At 55.3% G+C, this 15,400-nt stretch carries 15 protein-coding genes; all 15 read right to left on the reverse strand.

What is annotated here, in order from left to right; genetic code table 11:
* Positions 1 to 13: 13 nt before the first annotated feature.
* The 15 genes from NXT09_RS13575 to NXT09_RS13645 all read right to left on the reverse strand — a co-directional run bounded on the left by NXT09_RS13575 (position 14) and on the right by NXT09_RS13645 (position 15,084).
* Complete coding sequence (locus NXT09_RS13575) at positions 14 to 1,633, reverse strand: Tad domain-containing protein (RefSeq protein WP_268580016.1); 1,620 nt, start codon at positions 1,631 to 1,633, stop codon at positions 14 to 16.
* A 179-nt stretch (positions 1,634 to 1,812) separates the two neighbouring features.
* Positions 1,813 to 2,427 carry a TadE/TadG family type IV pilus assembly protein gene (locus tag NXT09_RS13580; RefSeq protein ID WP_268580017.1) on the reverse strand — a complete coding sequence of 205 codons (615 nt, stop codon included), beginning with the start codon at positions 2,425 to 2,427 and terminating at the stop codon, positions 1,813 to 1,815.
* Positions 2,420 to 2,980, reverse strand: coding sequence for a hypothetical protein (locus tag NXT09_RS13585; RefSeq protein WP_174868614.1), 561 nt, complete (start codon positions 2,978 to 2,980; stop codon positions 2,420 to 2,422). Before NXT09_RS13585 ends, NXT09_RS13580 begins: the two co-directional genes overlap by 8 nt.
* The gene (locus NXT09_RS13590; protein WP_268580049.1) at positions 2,980 to 3,831 is read right to left on the reverse strand and encodes a tetratricopeptide repeat protein; all 852 of its coding nucleotides are present in this window, start codon (positions 3,829 to 3,831) and stop codon (positions 2,980 to 2,982) included. The genes NXT09_RS13585 and NXT09_RS13590 overlap by 1 nt, the downstream gene beginning before the upstream one ends.
* A gap of 102 nt (positions 3,832 to 3,933) precedes the next feature.
* On the reverse strand, positions 3,934 to 4,893 hold the full coding sequence (locus tag NXT09_RS13595) for a type II secretion system F family protein (protein WP_268580018.1): 960 nt from the start codon (positions 4,891 to 4,893) through the stop codon (positions 3,934 to 3,936).
* A 14-nt stretch (positions 4,894 to 4,907) separates the two neighbouring features.
* Positions 4,908 to 5,888, reverse strand: a complete 981-nt coding sequence (locus tag NXT09_RS13600) for a type II secretion system F family protein (RefSeq protein ID WP_205553448.1) — start codon at positions 5,886 to 5,888, stop codon at positions 4,908 to 4,910.
* 18 nt (positions 5,889 to 5,906) lie between these two features.
* On the reverse strand, positions 5,907 to 7,310 hold the full coding sequence (locus NXT09_RS13605; RefSeq protein ID WP_039496969.1) for a TadA family conjugal transfer-associated ATPase: 1,404 nt from the start codon (positions 7,308 to 7,310) through the stop codon (positions 5,907 to 5,909).
* Positions 7,311 to 7,368: 58 nt separating this feature from the next.
* On the reverse strand, positions 7,369 to 8,568 hold the full coding sequence (locus tag NXT09_RS13610) for a CpaE/TadZ family protein (RefSeq protein ID WP_268580019.1): 1,200 nt from the start codon (positions 8,566 to 8,568) through the stop codon (positions 7,369 to 7,371).
* Between the two features lie 14 nt (positions 8,569 to 8,582).
* Positions 8,583 to 9,269, reverse strand: a complete 687-nt coding sequence (locus tag NXT09_RS13615; RefSeq protein ID WP_205553450.1) for a CpaD family pilus assembly protein — start codon at positions 9,267 to 9,269, stop codon at positions 8,583 to 8,585.
* A 21-nt stretch (positions 9,270 to 9,290) separates the two neighbouring features.
* Complete coding sequence (locus NXT09_RS13620; protein WP_268580020.1) at positions 9,291 to 10,730, reverse strand: type II and III secretion system protein family protein; 1,440 nt, start codon at positions 10,728 to 10,730, stop codon at positions 9,291 to 9,293.
* An 80-nt stretch (positions 10,731 to 10,810) separates the two neighbouring features.
* On the reverse strand, positions 10,811 to 11,755 hold the full coding sequence (cpaB, locus tag NXT09_RS13625) for a Flp pilus assembly protein CpaB (protein WP_268580021.1): 945 nt from the start codon (positions 11,753 to 11,755) through the stop codon (positions 10,811 to 10,813).
* A gap of 46 nt (positions 11,756 to 11,801) precedes the next feature.
* On the reverse strand, positions 11,802 to 12,353 hold the full coding sequence (locus NXT09_RS13630; protein ID WP_268580022.1) for an A24 family peptidase: 552 nt from the start codon (positions 12,351 to 12,353) through the stop codon (positions 11,802 to 11,804).
* Positions 12,354 to 12,360: 7 nt separating this feature from the next.
* Positions 12,361 to 12,582, reverse strand: coding sequence for a Flp family type IVb pilin (locus NXT09_RS13635; protein ID WP_010285252.1), 222 nt, complete (start codon positions 12,580 to 12,582; stop codon positions 12,361 to 12,363).
* A 314-nt stretch (positions 12,583 to 12,896) separates the two neighbouring features.
* Positions 12,897 to 14,396 (reverse strand): sensor histidine kinase, encoded by a 1,500-nt coding sequence (locus tag NXT09_RS13640; RefSeq protein ID WP_268580023.1) that lies wholly within the window; start codon positions 14,394 to 14,396, stop codon positions 12,897 to 12,899.
* The gene (locus NXT09_RS13645; RefSeq protein WP_010285248.1) at positions 14,374 to 15,084 is read right to left on the reverse strand and encodes a response regulator transcription factor; all 711 of its coding nucleotides are present in this window, start codon (positions 15,082 to 15,084) and stop codon (positions 14,374 to 14,376) included. The genes NXT09_RS13640 and NXT09_RS13645 overlap by 23 nt, the downstream gene beginning before the upstream one ends.
* Positions 15,085 to 15,400 lie beyond the last annotated feature (316 nt).

Here is a 15,400-nt window from a genome sequence, read left to right on the forward strand (position 1 = left end):
CTACCTTCAGCGGTCATTCGACCAGCCGAACATAGCCGCCCTCGGTTTCGATCTGGCCGGCAATACGATCCAGACGTCGGATCAATTGATCCTCAACGCCCTCAGCACCGAAGCCTGCACCATCGATAAAACTCATGCGTTTCTCACCCTCGGTGCAGACCAGCAGGCCTGGCGTCGCTTCGGCGTCGAACAGGTTGCGGCCAAAATCCTCTGGGTCGCCGGGGCGAATGCCGACAAAATAGAATTTGATGTTGCGCGCGCGGAAGCTGGAACACAGATCGCGGAAGCGCTGCGCGGCAAAGGTACGGGCGGGATCCGTGCCGGTTTGACCACTGAATGCATTTCGATTGAAGTTGTAGCTGTCGGTGTCGAACCAGTTACCAACGGTGTTGGCCATCATCACGATCACCTTTTGGCCGTCACCGTTGCCGTCCAGATTGAAATCCAGCGGCAGCGTGGCATCGCCCCAGCCGTCTGAACCACGCATAGCGGGCGACAGCGCCGCGCCCGCCCATGACATCGCGATGGCGTAATTCGTATTGAAACGGGCAGAAAACTGTTCGATACGCTGATTCAGCCTGTTTTCTTCATTGGTCAGCGGCATCAGTGCGGCATTGGGGCACCCTTTGTCCGCCACGATCCAGCGGGTATCCACCGCATTGTTATCGTCAAAATCAGGATTCGGGCCGCGCCAGGAGATCGGCGGTGCGCCGGGACTACCGTTTTGCGGCAAGTCGTGGCGGTAATAGATCTGGAATTGAGCAACGGGAGGTTCATCCCAGAAGAAGTTTTCTTCCCGCCCCAGCCCGCGGTACATGCACAGCAGGTTAGCGCGACGATCCGGGAAACGGCGGTCGGCCATGCTACTGACCACGCCGCTGGCAAACAGCGAACGCAGCTCTGGCGGGTTCAGCGCACCCGGTGCAGACCAACGCCGAATGCGGTTAGCGTCTTCCGCATCGTACACATTCACCGACTGGCTGTACGGCACCAGCGATAGCCACAGATTGTCACGTTTGCCGTCTGCGCTGCTCAGCATGCGTTCGACGAAACTGCGGCTAACACTTTTCAGCGAACGGATATCCTCTTCGCTCATATCCCCCGTCACTGGCATGACAAAAGCCACTTCGGTCGGGCGGTTGATGACTTCAGCAGTCGAGTACACTTCCTGCTTCCTCGCCCCGAGGTTAAGCAAACTGGGCTTGGTTTCGAAGGCGACAGTGACGGTATAGGTTTTACGCGTCTCGCTGTTCCGCCCTTCCGTGACGGCCACATCGCCCACCACCAGTTTTTCACTCAGGGCATTATTCATCCCCAGATTATTTTTGACGTAGTCATACGCCAGCTTATTGGTCTCTTCCTGGCTGTATTCTTCGCCATTAATGGTGGCCTGATGCCCGACGGCCAACGCGGCGGCATCCGTCGCGCGCTTGATCTGCGTTGCATCACCGGTTGCCGTGGAGGTATCCACGATAAAAGCCGCCGTCACCAATAACGCCATCGCACCCAGTGCATAGAATCCGGTGCCCGCGCCTTTTTCCTGCTGAATAAAGGCAGACAGGCGTTCACGCCAGAACAGAGTAATTCCGGTAGCGTCTTTTTTTACTCTTCTGTTCTGTAAGGTTTTTTTCATTCCTTCCTATCCTGTATTCCTGGATTCAGCGCGTACTCAACCCGCCCATAAAACGGGAAAATAAAAACGACATTGCTCATATGCCTATAGATTTTTAATGGTTTCATTATTCCGGTAACGAGAAGCTCGCTGCCGTTTGCGGTCTATTGCCGCTTCTGTGTTTTGTATAAAACCTGTAGCTATTGATCTTTTTCTTCCAGACCGGCCTCTTTTCTGAGTACCTCATCCAGTTCAACCACGTCGACAGCGACCCGGTTGATCGACGACGCATGCAGCAGACCGCCCAGCGACAAGCCACCCAGCAGGCTCACATCTTTCCCCTGACGGCAGATCTCGACCACGATCATGGAGATATTCTTACTGCCCTCTTCACGGTCCCTTTCCGGCAGTTCAGGAAGGTACTCCTCGCCCGGCAGGGTTTCACTTTCTTCGCACAGCGCCTCTGCCGTGCCTCTGCTCAACTGCCAGTGCAGCTCACCGGTCTGGCGCACGTTGCTGATTAACAGCTGGTAATTTCCTACACCTTCCGTTGGCAACATCGTATCGAGCAGCCCCTGTAGCCCACTCTCATCCAGCTTCTGCTGCATCGCTAATACTGACGCGATGGCGCCCGCACGCTGTTCCATGCGTGTACGCTCAAGCCCGACGGTGTAGATATCCGCGCACAGCGACCCAATCGCCAACACAATCGGGAACGCTAACGCCGTTTCTACCGCAGTAGAAGCACGGCGAGAAAACCAGAAGCGGCGTATCCCGCTCAGTAAACGACTGGCTTTCAATAAACGATCAGTCATTGCGCAATTCCGTCCCAAACACATGCTTGTACTGATAGCGGAAGGTGTCACCCAGCGTTAACACTTCCGGCAGCGGCGTAATAAACGCCTTTTTAATCTGTACCGTCACGGACCACACCGGCAGCGTCGTCGTTTCCTCGCCGTTCGGGTTGTCCTGATTGCCATTTCCGTTCGTCAGCCCGCCAAGCTGGCTCAGATTGTCGAAGTGCAACACGCTGACGGTTAAATCGTCTTCTTTGAGGTAGCCGTATCCCGCTTCAACCATGCGCGCCTTGAGACGGGTTCCCATCTGTTCCGCGCTGTCCGATGCGAGGTTATCAAGGCGGAAAGCCTGCACGGCTTTATCCAGCGCGGCGCTGCCAGCGGCAATGACCAGCCCGATACGTGCCAGTTCAAACAGCATCATCACCCCGACCAGCACCACCGGCACCAGAAACGCCACTTCCGTCGCGATCACGCCGCGCGTGCTGCGCCAGTGGCGTTCATGGCGCGGAACAATACTTTGCACTGCGCTTTCATCACGCCACGGGCCGAGATTACGAAGCCACGCCATTACTCAGGCGTACTCAATTGCAGGCGTTGACGGCTGGATAACAGCAGCGCTTCACCACGGGATTTATCCTGCTGCATCTGCTGTAAACGCTGATTCAGCTCGTCAATCAGGCCATCAATACGCTGCGGCTGTGCAATGGTCGCCAGCGCCGCACGCGCGTCATCGTCTCTGCCGCCAGAGAGGTAGGCCAGTGCCAGATTCAATCTGCCCGTCGCGTTGCTGTCATCCACTGAACGCAGCAGAGAAATCGCTTTGTCCGCGTTGCCGCTTGCCAGCCATGAGAGCGCCAGATTGTTGAGTGCCGCGACATCTGCCGGGTTTATCTGCAACGCTTTTTCAAACAGCTGACGCGCTTCGGCGTGTTTGCCAGAGGCATCCATCACCACGCCCATGCCATTGAGTGCGCCAGCGTCGTTTGGCTGTGCTTTCAACGCACAGGCAAAGTCGGTTTGCGCCATCGCATTCCGTCCCAATGCCAGCTGCGCACGGCCCATTCCCAGACACACCGCCAGCGCTTCTTCCGGCGTCATTTTGTTGGTATCGCCGCCCAGCGCCTGACGTGCTCGCCCGTACAGCTCCAGCGTTTGCTGCGGTGAACGTGCCAGAGCCGCCACGCTGGCATACTCCAGCATCTCTGCCCCTTTCAGCGCATCGCGGCTGTCGAGACGCGCATACACTTCCGTCGCCGCTTCAACACGCCCTTGATCGCGCAGCAGACGCGCCAAACGCAGGCCTTCATCTTTGCTGCCTTTAATCGCCATCGAGCTGCTGCATCCCGCCAGCACGGCACTAACTATCAGCAGTGCCAGCATGGGCGCGCCGCGCTTAAGTTTTGCTACCAGATCGACCATCTTCGATAACTCCATCGGTTGTAACCTTGGTGATTTCCGGCGCATACCGGGAATCGATGCTTTTAAAATAAAAAATTTAAAATCAATACGTTAAATAAAACGTTACTGCGCCAGCAGGCGAACCACTCGCACCAGTGCAGGCGACGCCATAATGGCGATAATCGGTGGCAGGATCAGCGCCATCAGCGGCACGCTCAGCTGCGCAGGCAATTTACCGGCCTTCTCTTCCAGCCCCAGAATCAGCGTCTTGCGGCTTTCATCCGCAATCGTACGCAGCGCCTGAGACAGCGGTGTACCGTAACGCTCCGCCTGAATCAGCGTCGCCACCATGCTTTCGATCTCGCTAACGCGAGTACGCTCCGCCAGATGCTTCATCGCCAGCGTACGATCCGACAGGATCTGTAATTCAGCAGCGGTGTAGTGCAGTTCATCCGCCATTTCCGGTGAAGACAGCCCCAGCTCTTTCGATACCACCTGCAATACGCGTCCGATAGGCAGACCGGCTTCGGCGCAGACCACCATCAGATCCAGCGCATCCGGCACCGCACGCGCCAGCTTTTCACCCCGACTTGCCGCACGCCACTTCAGCCACCACTCCGGCACCATCGAACCGACAAAGAAGCCGATCAGCCCCGCGGCTACGCCCGTCAGACCCGCACGGTCAGCGGGTGGTAACCATCCCCACACCAGCACGATAGCGAACAGCGCCCCGGCGGCAAATTTCCCCATTACCAGCCAGCCCACCGCTTCGTTGCGACGGAGCCCGGCAAGATCCAGCAAGCGGCGCAGATTGCGGCGATCGCGATCCGATCCCGACAGACGCTCGCCCTGCGCGGCAACGGGCTGCAAGACTTTTTCTAACCAGGGAGATAATGCAGTTCCCTGACCTCTCAGGATGTTTTCCTGAGAGGTCGCCTCTATAGAGGCGCTGGGCAGATGCCCGCGCATGCGAATTTCCAGCTGTTTGTATTGCTGGATTCTATGTTGCGTACGGGCCAGATAGATTCCAGCCACCATCAGCACAAGCGCCAGCAGCAGTAAGGGATCGTCAAAAACAGTCATGAGTGGCTCTCCCTTTACCCTATCCGTTTAACCATAACGTGCGTGATCAACATGCCGACCGAGACGCTGCACAAGGCGTAAATCAGTACCGTCGTTCCCACCGGATCGGAGAATAAGAAACTGAAATCCTCCGGTGACTTCATGTACAGATAGGCCAGACAGCCTGGGAACAACGCGGCAACAATCTTGGCGGATGCCCGCGCTTCCGACGTTTTGGATTGCACCTTCAGTTGCAACTCCCGACGTTCACGCAGCGTAGCGGACAGACGCTCCAGCGTTTCCCCCAGTCGCCCACCCGCTTCCTGATTGATGATCAAAATCACCACGAAGAAACGGTATTCGGACATCGGCACCCGCGTAGCAGAGGCCTGAATCACCTGACGCAGTGGAATCCCCAGCCGCAGCCAGTGATCGATCGTCTTGAATTCATTCGCCAGCGGCCCGGTCAGGTGCTCCGCGACAATTGAGAAGGTATTCGCCACCGGCACGCCGGCACGGCAGCTGCGGGTAATGGCATCAATGGCTTCCGGCAGGCTCTCGCGTAGCGCTTTCAGGTGTTTTTGCAGCGTCGACCGGAATATCAGCATGCCGATGCTGATAAACAGCACCAGCGTAAATATCAGCCCCATCGTGAGCGGCAGCAGGGTACGTTGACCCAGAATCATGCCGAGAATCAGGCTCACCGCCGCCAGCGCAAGGGAACGCTGGAGCAGATTCTTTTTCCAGCCGATAAACGTCATCTGCGCCCAGAGGATCGCCAGCCAGCGTCCAATCACCGGGACACCCATCAGCGGCGTTCTGATCTCGTCACGCAGAATGGAATCAGACGCCACGGCGGCAGCCGACGGGCTGACCTCGTTCAAAATCTGCTGCCAGCGTTGTTCGCGCTGCATGCGCTGCTGCCGTGACTTTCTCCAGGCATTGATAGCCAGAAACAGCATCAGCACGCTGCCAAATACCAGCAGCGTGATCAGATTCAGGCGTAAATCACTCATCGGCGTCTCCTCAGTCCGTCATTGCGCATCAAACAAATGCGCTTTATCGCTGTAGAACTGCGGGCGCTGAATGTGCTGAACATATTCACCGGTCAACAGACCCTGTCCATCCATCCCCTGAATATTGAAGCTGAACAGATCCTGAAGCTGGATTACTTCGTTCTCCATGCCACACACTTCGGTGATGGATACCACGCGGCGCATGCCGTCGCGCATACGTTCGATCTGCACGATCAGGTGAACCGCGCTGGCGATCTGACGGCGGATCGCCATCAGCGGCAGCTGCATGTTCGCCATCATCACCATGTTTTCCAGACGCTGTATCGCATCGCGCGAGGTATTGGCGTGCACCGTACACAGCGAACCGTCGTGCCCGGTGTTCATCGCCTGCAACATGTCAAAGCTCTCACCACCGCGCACCTCACCCAGAATGATGCGGTCAGGGCGCATACGCAGGGCGTTACGCATCAGATCGCGCTGATCGACGCGGCCCGTGCCTTCAGCGCTGACAGGACGAGTTTCCAGCCTCACCACGTGCTCCTGCTGCAATTGCAGCTCGGCGGCATCTTCGATGGTGATGATGCGATCGGTACTGCCGATCTTCTGCGACAGCGCATTCAGTAAGGTGGTTTTCCCCGCGCCCGTTCCGCCGGAGACGATCACGTTAACGCGCGCCTGCATCGCTTTGTTCAGGACATCCGCCATCGCGTAGGACATGCAGCGGCGCTCCGCCAGCATTTCCAGTGACAGGTTGCGACGCATAAATTTACGGATCGAGATCGTGGTGCCGTCGATCGCCAGCGGATAGGTGATGACGTTGACGCGGCTACCGTCCGGCAGACGCGCATCCACCATCGGGCTGGCTTCGTCGATACGACGACCCACTGCGGCGGCAATACGCTGCGCGGTGTTAAACACATGTTCTTCATCGATAAAGGTAATCGGCGACAGTTCCAGCTTGCCAAAACGCTCGACAAATACCTGACCGGCACCGTTGACCAGAATATCGTTGACCGTGTCATCCGACAGCAGCGGCTGGATCGGCCCGATCCCGGTCATCTCATCCAGCATTTCGGTGGCGATCGCTTCCTCTTCCTGACGAGAAAGCTGCAAGCGCTGCTCATCACAGATGCGGCGGATCACCGTTTCGATCTGTACCAACAGCTTGTCACGCCCCATCATCGCCGCTTTACCCGCGTCGATCTGATCGTAGAGCTGTGCGCGGATAATCCGACGCTGGCTGTTTCGGTTGTCCGTCTGGCGGGCAGCCGGTGCAGATCCAGAAGACGTGTTCGCCGCAGGCTGTGTGCGGTTCTCCGCAGCCGGGCGCGTTTTCAGTTCTGCCACATTGGCAGCAGGCGCAGGCTGAGGCGTGCTTTTTCCTGCTTCACTTTTTTGCAGGTTGTTCTTACGAATCAACATGTCCGTAACCCTAAAATAGTCCGTTAGCCCTTTGAAAAACGGTAAACGCTGAACATCATCAGGCGCGTTTTAACCAACGCGAGAACCAGCGTTTTTCCGCCGGTCTGGCACGTACACCGCAGGCTAGATCGACCAGTTGGCGTAATCCCTGCTGGAAAGCGGGTGCCGCAGCCAGATTCAGTGCGCCGAGCGTCAGGCTCTGCGATAACGCGTGGCCCGCATTCGGCAGCACGACATCAATCTTCCGGCCGGTAAATTGTTCGAACTGATCGCGGCTTAACGGCGCGGTCATAGCAAAACGGCTCTGGTTATGCACCAGCAACAGACGCTGTCCTTCGCTTTCGTCACCGATCTCATTCAGCACGCGCCGTACATTACGCGCATCCTGAAGCGTCAATTCCGTCACGATGATGCGCAGATCCGCGTAGGTCAGTACGTCGAGCGCACCGGTCGGGTAGCTGCTGGGCAGATCCCAAATCACCTGATTGAACATGCGGCACAGCGCACCGCCGAGATTCAGCACGTTATCGACGTCAACCGGAGCCAATTCGCCCAGCTCCGGCTTCTGTGCCAACAGATGAAGACGGGTATCCACGCGCAGCATGGCGCGTTGCAGCAGTCGGGTATCCAGTTCCTGCGTTCCCAACACTGCCGCCAGACCCGCGTCGTCGGTTTGCCCCTGCAACAGCAGTTGGTCGCCGTTACGACGGTCAAAGTCCACCAGTGCCACAGGCAAATGACGCTCGCCAGACAGCAGGCGGCTCAGCCCCATCGCCACGGTACTGGCACCACTTCCGCCGCTAGCGCCGACGACCGCAATCGTCCTGCCCATGCGGGCATATTCCGGTCCGGCCTGTTGGCCTTCACACTTCGCCAGCGTTGCCGCCAGCAGATCCAGCGTGAACGGTTTCACCAGATAATCCACCACGCCAGCCTGAAGCAGTGCACGGTACAAGCCGACATCCTGTTCTTTGCCCGTCGCGATCACCTGGCTGGTGGGGCCGCAGACGCTCAGCAGCTCTTCGAGTGCCGGAAGCGGCCAGTGCGCCCCTTCAAGATCCACCAGTAAAATGCGCGGCGGGACATTCAGTTCACACCATTGGCGAGCCGCAGCGATACCGCCGGACATGACCGGTACATCCGGCTGTTTCAGGCGGGTAAAGAGATCGCCGATATCGGCCACATCGCGTACGTCATTGGCGAACGCCACCAGCGGCAGCGCCAGTTCTTCACCATCGTTAGGGGTAATTTCACTCATGGAATGTCACGCCCTTAATCTTCTTCAAAGTTAATGTCGATGAGCTCTTTCACTTCATCTTTGTGATAGCGTTCGATGCTATTGACCGCCGTCACGCCATCCGCACGATCCAGCGCTTTCGCCTGAATCAGATCGCGTGGTTCGGCGACCATCATCGCCAGATTGTTTTGCGTGGCGCAGCCGAGAGAACCAATTGCCTCATAGGGCTTCACCATCAGTTGATTGGGGTCATTGATCGTGCAGCGGGTGGTTTTGACCACCAGCGCCTCGGAGATCACTTCCAGATCGCCATTCTGCCCACTCGCCGTAGAGCGGCGCATCTGCTTCACATTCTGTGGATTAGCACCGGCATTTTTCAGCACGGTAGCCAGTCGCCCTGCCATCTGCTCACCGCTTGTGCTGTGCGGGATAAGCGTCAGCGTCTGTGCGGAGAGCCGCCCTTGATCCTTCAGCATGATATTGAGCTGTCTCAGGGATTCAGGCAGGAACCCGCGCCCGTTCGGTGCAACCAGTAACGGCACTGATACCGATGAAGGCTGGACGGCAATCGGTTGAAGCCCTGGCTGGTCAAAGCGCTGCATACGTACGTCGTTAATCGGCTTATTCCATCCGCATCCCGCCAGCAAAACAACGGCGGTCAGCACCGCCACACGCATGTGCAGCGGGCGAAGCAGGGGGTAACTGTTGTTGATCGTTTTCATGTTTTATTGCCCCTCGCGGACTCAGTAGAGATAGCCGATAGATGCAGAGCGCGGCATGGACGAATCCAGCATTTTTACGCCTTGTCCCGGAGTCTGAAGATCGCCCGCGTTAACCGGCTCAACGACATAGGCGGTCGCGATAATCACCAATTCCGTTTCTTCCTGACTGGTGGCTTCACTTTCAAACAGGCGGCCAAACATCGGCACGCTGCTTAATCCCGGCACGCCGTTGATCGTCTGGCTACCGGCGCTACGCAGCATGCCTGCCAGTGCAAAGCTCTGTCCGCTGGCCAGTTCTACCGTGGTATCCGCACGGCGCACGGTTAAGGCTGGAATACGCGAACCGCCTTCTAACTGCACGGAGCCCACTTCAGTAAGTTCGCTGACTTCCGGCGCAATATGCAGGCTGATACGGTTAGCAGACAGCAGCGTTGGCGTCATGCGCAGAATCACACCGTAGGATTTGTAATCGATGCTGACGCTGTTATTGGTGATCAGGACGATTGGCACTTCACCACCCGCAGCAAACGCAGCGGTTTCCCCTGACATTGCCGTCAGGTTAGGTTCAGCCAACACGGTCGCCATGCCCTGCTGGTTCATCGCGGTTAACAATCCGCTCAGTCTGGAACGGCCGAAGTTCAGGAAGCCAGTATCCGTTGGGTTAGCAAATCTCCCGGTCGTGGCGTTGAACAGATTAAGACGCGATCCGCTGCCTGCGGTCATGTTGCCGCTACCGGTGCTCAGTGATGCCGCCCAGTTGAAGCCCAGTTCGCTGGTTAACTTGCGGGACACTTCCACCACGCGCACCTGAATATTGATTTGCGAAGGCGTTTTGATTTTGAGCTGGTTGATCACTTTGCCGGAGGATTCGCTGGAGCCTGGCAGTCTTTCGCCACCGCCACCACCGCCCTGCCCGCCACCGCCGGAGGACGCGCTGATATAAGCCTGTATGCTGTCGATCACACGTTTAGCATCCTGTGGGGTATCAACGCTACCGCGCACAATCACACCGCTGGGAATCGAGGCTTCCAGTTGGATATCCGCGCCGGGGAATTCACGCTTCATGCGTTCACCCAGCGCTTTCAAATCATGCTCGGATACCAGACGAATGGCGTTGATCACATTGCCATTTTCATCCATCGCGTAGAGCGTGGTGGTACCGACACTTTTGGCGTAGACAAACAGGTTACCCGGTGAAGGCAGTTCGAAACTGGCAATATTCGGATCGGCCACCAGCACGCTGTCCGGCAGCGCATCAAGGTGCAGCAACCGTCCCTGATTCACGGTCAGTCGCACCTCATCGGTGACTGGCGCTACCGATACCCCAGCAGCCAGCGTAGTCGCAGGCAACATCATCGTCGTCAGCGTGACAGGCAATACCGCATTAAACAGGCCAGCGGCCAGCAATCGTTTGCACGTACCCCGAAAGTCCGATTTCAAAAACAGCGAAAACATCGTCATTTACTTAATTTCCGTAATGGGCTTCATTTTTCCATGAGCAACTCGCGGCTCCCCGCAGGCTGTCAGATTGCGTACTCGTCTTATCGGGAGGGGAACGTCACCACGTCTTTTTGCTCAGCGCGATAGATTTTCACTTTGCGTTCACCGGATCCTGCTGATAGCACCCCGTAGATATCGGTCGCACGCGGAACCGTGGTCACATGAGGTCGCCCTGTTGCAGGATCGACTACATCATCAAGATCGGCACTGCGCAGCGCCAAATGCAGAATGCCCAGCTCTTTGGCAACCGCCAGCGCTTCAGCCTGCTGCGGCGTCACTTCCAGCGTAACGGTTTGATAGGTGGCAGGACGAGAACGCACGGCTGACTCACGACTCTTGGCTGCGGCATCAAGCGTCGTGCCATCTTCCATCGCATCCAAACGTGGATATACCGGCGTACCGGTTCTGTCATTCAGCGCCAATACGCGTAAATCACGAACAATGGTTTGTGACGCCAGCAGCGGCATCACGACAGGTTGGTTACGGCTTGCGGGTAACTCTGACTGATCGTCTCGCCTCATACTGAGGATCACATCGACACGATCGCCTGCTGAGACTAGCCCAGCATTGCTCGCAATCGCGCTAGTGGGAACGGAGATAGCACGCATCCCTTTATGCAGCACGGCGGCAACAAAGCCCGGTTCATTCGGCTTAACCAATACATTACTGGTCAGCAGCGCACCTTCCTTCACCGTTTCACGCAGGGTCGCGCCCACCAGCAGGGACTGGCTGTCTTTGCCACGAACAAAGTTAAATGATCGGGAAACCGATTGATCTGTCTCCTGCCAGCGCAGTGAGGCAGGCTCAATGAAATCACCGGGATGAAGATCTTTCGCAGCCACCAGAACAGCCGTTTTTTCCGGCGCTTTCACCACGACAGGAGGTGGCGGAGGGGGTTCCGAAGAGAGATGGCTACGCACCACCAGCGCAACAATGCCTGCCAGAACGAGCGCACCTGACAGTACGTATGTAGAGTTCACTTTCATTTCAACTTGCCTACCCTAGCGTGTGTGTCTTAAAGCTGCGACAGAATTAAAACAAGGGAAAAATCAGGACATACATCGCGCCGAACGCAATGGCGACGCCGTAAGGTATGCCTTGAGAAAGATCGGCGGGCAACGCGGGTGGCATAGGCAACCGACTCTTGAATATCCGGTTGGTGGTTTGAATGCCCATCGCCACCGCTGTGGGTACGGTATTCAGCAGCGGCAGGCTAAGCGCCAGTACACCGCCAGCCAGCGCCGTCACCATGACGAAAACGATCTGGTGTCCTTGCCCAACCCACAGGCACAGCACACTCATCAGCTTGACATCCCCGGCGCCTAATCTGCCGGTGAGGAAAAGCATAAATCCCACAACCAGTACTGCCGCCGCACCTGGCAGCGCCCAGAGCGTTTTCCGTAGTGCCAACATATCTAACGCACCGGATTGCAGGACATGTGAAGCGCTGAAAAACAGCCAGCCCAGCAATAAAATCAGTACCGCCTGATTGGTAATTTTGCGTACTAACAGGTCGGTACAGATACACCACAGCAGGCACCCCATCAGCAGTACCGTCTGTGGCCAGTGCGTGTAATCCGCCATCTCGCGCTTATTTCGCGGCGCCGGATGTACCGCCGCTGGTGCCCGTACCGGTAATTTGATCGGCGATTTGGCTGAATTTCTCATTCAGCGCTTTCACGAAGATACCGTCGCCGCCAAAAATAGCGCCGATAGCTGCCGCCATTGCCGCCGCAAGAATGCCGTATTCGATTGCCGTTACACCGCTCTCGTCACGCAGGAAAGAACGCAATTTTGCTTTCATGTTTTTCATGGGAAGACTCTCTAATCCGCAGGCAAAGAAATCATGGCCTACTCGGAAATTCGGGGGGAGCCATGATGATAATAAGATTAATAATGAGACTTATTATCAAACGCCGCAAGCAGTAGAACATTAATATTCGTTAATCTTTCCATGCAAAAAATTATCAATATAAATCAATAATTAACACACTTTACATTGCAGGAAAAATTAATAAATATTCATGCTTTTTGCAGGGATATTCATAAACGATCACGAGAAAATAGCCGTGGTAAGCAGGGAAAACCCACTCACCACGCGTCGTATTCATCGAGAAAAAAAGAGGATTAGCAGCGATTAAGGCACAGATAAACGTTCAGACCCGGCTCCGAGGAGTCCAGATAGAGCTTGCCACCGTGCAGGTCGGTAATCGCCTGAACCAGAGATAATCCCAGCCCATAGCCAGACTGAAACCAGGTATCCAGCCGCTGAAAGCGTTGTAGCGCTTTGGCATGCAGCGCGGGCGGAATACCCGGACCGCGGTCAGCGACGCTCAGGGCGATCCAGCCACGATACAGCGTCACGCTCAACGTAATGTATTTACCCTGCGCCGCGTATTTCAGCGCGTTTTCTACCAGATTGGCCAGCGCCTGAAACAGCAGTGCACGGTCGCCAAAGAGCTGAATGCCGGCTTTGATTTCAATTTTCAGACGACAGCCGCGCTCTTCTGCCAGCGGCTGATAATATTCGGCAATTTCTTCCAGCAACTGACGCGCTTCAATATTCTCAAACTGGTGCACACAGCGCCCGCTTTCGATTTCACCGATGCGCATCACGGTACGGAATAGCCCGAGGATTTTATGCACCTCGTCCACCGCCAGATTCAGTTCATCACGAATGTCGTTATCCAGCCCTGCCCGCTCCGTCAGATTGAACAGGCGATTTTGCAGATGCGTCAGCGGCGTACGCAGTTCATGCGCGACATGGCTGGAGGTGCTGCGCACCTGTTCCATCAGGCGCTCAATGCGTTCCAGATTCTGGTTAATATCGGCACTCAGGCTGTCAAAATCATCGTCATAAGGCGACAGCGGCATACGCACCTGTTGCTCACCGCTGCTGTAGCGATGCAGCGCCGCACGGATTTTCTCCACGCTGCGCAAGCTGCGTAAGCTGAAATGGCGGCTGACAAACAGGCAGAAAAGCAGCACGACAAACAGTCCCGCCCCCGCCACGAGCGGGATGGTCCTCACCCGTTCTAACATGGGCCGAATGTTGTAAGCGGTGAACAGTACGCCCCCGTCGTCCAACATCACGGACAGACCGATCAGATTGGGGTCGTCAGGGCTGGAAATTTCGGCTTTAAGACAGCTGACATCCATCTGGCAATCGGTATGCTGCCGCATTTCCAGAGGGTGTGAGTTTGCAGAATGGGGAGGGAGTGGATGCGCTCTTAATGGATGATTGTTATACAGAATATCACCGTGTTTATCCATTACCAGAAACAGCGGTAATTCATCCCCTTTCGCTCGATTATCTTGCCGTAATTGCGTGATCAGGCTATCGGCATTCGTTAAACGCGACTGCATCGAGTAATCGTAAATATTACCCAGAATAACTTCGCGGACATGCGTTCTAATCAGCGTTTCACTTAATGAACTGAAGCCGACAATACACATCAGCATCATCAATAAGAACAGAAAAACAATGGTTATTGCCTGGCGAAAATTAGAGGTGCATAAAAAGCCGGGATATTGGCTTGCCCCCAGTAATTGCCAGTGTTTTATTTTTACCTGCCAGCGCTGCCCGAGCTTCTTTATTTTTATTTTATTCCGCGTGGCTGCCAACATCGGTTTTGTCCTTATCTACCGCGCCTAATGCGTAGCCCATCGCTCTTAGCGTTTTAATTAATGGACGCGGGAAGCCTTTATCAATTTTTGCCCGCAGTTTTGACATATGAACGTCGATCAGATTGGTCTGCGGATCAAAATTGTAGCCCCAAACGCGCTCTAACAGCATCGTACGCGTAATCGCCTGACCCGGATTTTCCATTAATATAATCAGCAGCTTGATCTCTTTATCGGTCAAGTCGATGCGCTTGCCGCCGCGCCATGCAACGCGCTGCATACGGTCAAGCTGCAGGTCTTCAAAAGTCAGCATGGAAGGATTATCGACATGGCGTTTACCGCGCCGCGCCATAATATCCAGACGTAATCTAAGCTCATTAAAATTAAAAGGCTTGCCGAGATAATCTTCCGCACCAAGCTCTAAGCCCATCACCCGATCGACATCACGATCCAGCGCCGAGAGCAGCATAATAGGCGGATGACGTGAGCCTTGTAATTCACGTAATACCGTAAATCCATCCATGATGGGTAACATTCTGTCTAACAGAACGACATCATAAACTTCATCCTTGATCGCTTTTAATGCGTGCGCACCATCATGCACCATTCGGCAAGAATGGCCGTGGGAATGTAATTTAGACCCCAGCCAATGGCACAGCACAGAATCATCATCAACCACTAATACACGCATAATGTTCCCCTATAAACGTGGCTTATTACCTAATTAATTTAGGGTTAATGTCCGTTTATTTTATCTGGTCCTTCAAACAGCCATTCACCCCACACGATGTTGATACCGTGCGGGCCGTTTTTTGCTTCTGGTTTTTTTACTTTCTGTTTTTTACTTCTCTACTTTTCACTTATGAGAAAAGTCCTACGGATAATAACAATCATTATCATTTAGTGACAAGCAGTTTACAATCGCCTGACGTCGTTCTTAGACTGGACGCATAAAAAACATCCCCATCGCTTACGCCATGGGGATGCAGAGGAAGGAAAGAGAAGAG

The organism is Pectobacterium jejuense, from assembly GCF_026800125.1.
Classification (GTDB): domain Bacteria; phylum Pseudomonadota; class Gammaproteobacteria; order Enterobacterales; family Enterobacteriaceae; genus Pectobacterium; species Pectobacterium jejuense.

Bases quoted from the DNA above. Each gene is read 5' to 3' on its own strand.
- NXT09_RS13575 (WP_268580016.1), bottom strand. From the start codon at position 1,633: ATGAAAAAAACCTTACAGAACAGAAGAGTAAAAAAAGACGCTACCGGA.
- NXT09_RS13580 (WP_268580017.1), bottom strand. From the start codon at position 2,427: ATGACTGATCGTTTATTGAAAGCCAGTCGTTTACTGAGCGGGATACGC.
- NXT09_RS13585 (WP_174868614.1), bottom strand. From the start codon at position 2,980: ATGGCGTGGCTTCGTAATCTCGGCCCGTGGCGTGATGAAAGCGCAGTG.
- NXT09_RS13590 (WP_268580049.1), bottom strand. From the start codon at position 3,831: ATGGTCGATCTGGTAGCAAAACTTAAGCGCGGCGCGCCCATGCTGGCA.
- NXT09_RS13595 (WP_268580018.1), bottom strand. From the start codon at position 4,893: ATGACTGTTTTTGACGATCCCTTACTGCTGCTGGCGCTTGTGCTGATG.
- NXT09_RS13600 (WP_205553448.1), bottom strand. From the start codon at position 5,888: ATGAGTGATTTACGCCTGAATCTGATCACGCTGCTGGTATTTGGCAGC.
- NXT09_RS13605 (WP_039496969.1), bottom strand. From the start codon at position 7,310: ATGTTGATTCGTAAGAACAACCTGCAAAAAAGTGAAGCAGGAAAAAGC.
- NXT09_RS13610 (WP_268580019.1), bottom strand. From the start codon at position 8,568: ATGAGTGAAATTACCCCTAACGATGGTGAAGAACTGGCGCTGCCGCTG.
- NXT09_RS13615 (WP_205553450.1), bottom strand. From the start codon at position 9,269: ATGAAAACGATCAACAACAGTTACCCCCTGCTTCGCCCGCTGCACATG.
- NXT09_RS13620 (WP_268580020.1), bottom strand. From the start codon at position 10,730: ATGACGATGTTTTCGCTGTTTTTGAAATCGGACTTTCGGGGTACGTGC.
- cpaB (WP_268580021.1), bottom strand. From the start codon at position 11,755: ATGAAAGTGAACTCTACATACGTACTGTCAGGTGCGCTCGTTCTGGCA.
- NXT09_RS13630 (WP_268580022.1), bottom strand. From the start codon at position 12,353: ATGGCGGATTACACGCACTGGCCACAGACGGTACTGCTGATGGGGTGC.
- NXT09_RS13635 (WP_010285252.1), bottom strand. From the start codon at position 12,582: ATGAAAAACATGAAAGCAAAATTGCGTTCTTTCCTGCGTGACGAGAGC.
- NXT09_RS13640 (WP_268580023.1), bottom strand. From the start codon at position 14,396: ATGTTGGCAGCCACGCGGAATAAAATAAAAATAAAGAAGCTCGGGCAG.
- NXT09_RS13645 (WP_010285248.1), bottom strand. From the start codon at position 15,084: ATGCGTGTATTAGTGGTTGATGATGATTCTGTGCTGTGCCATTGGCTG.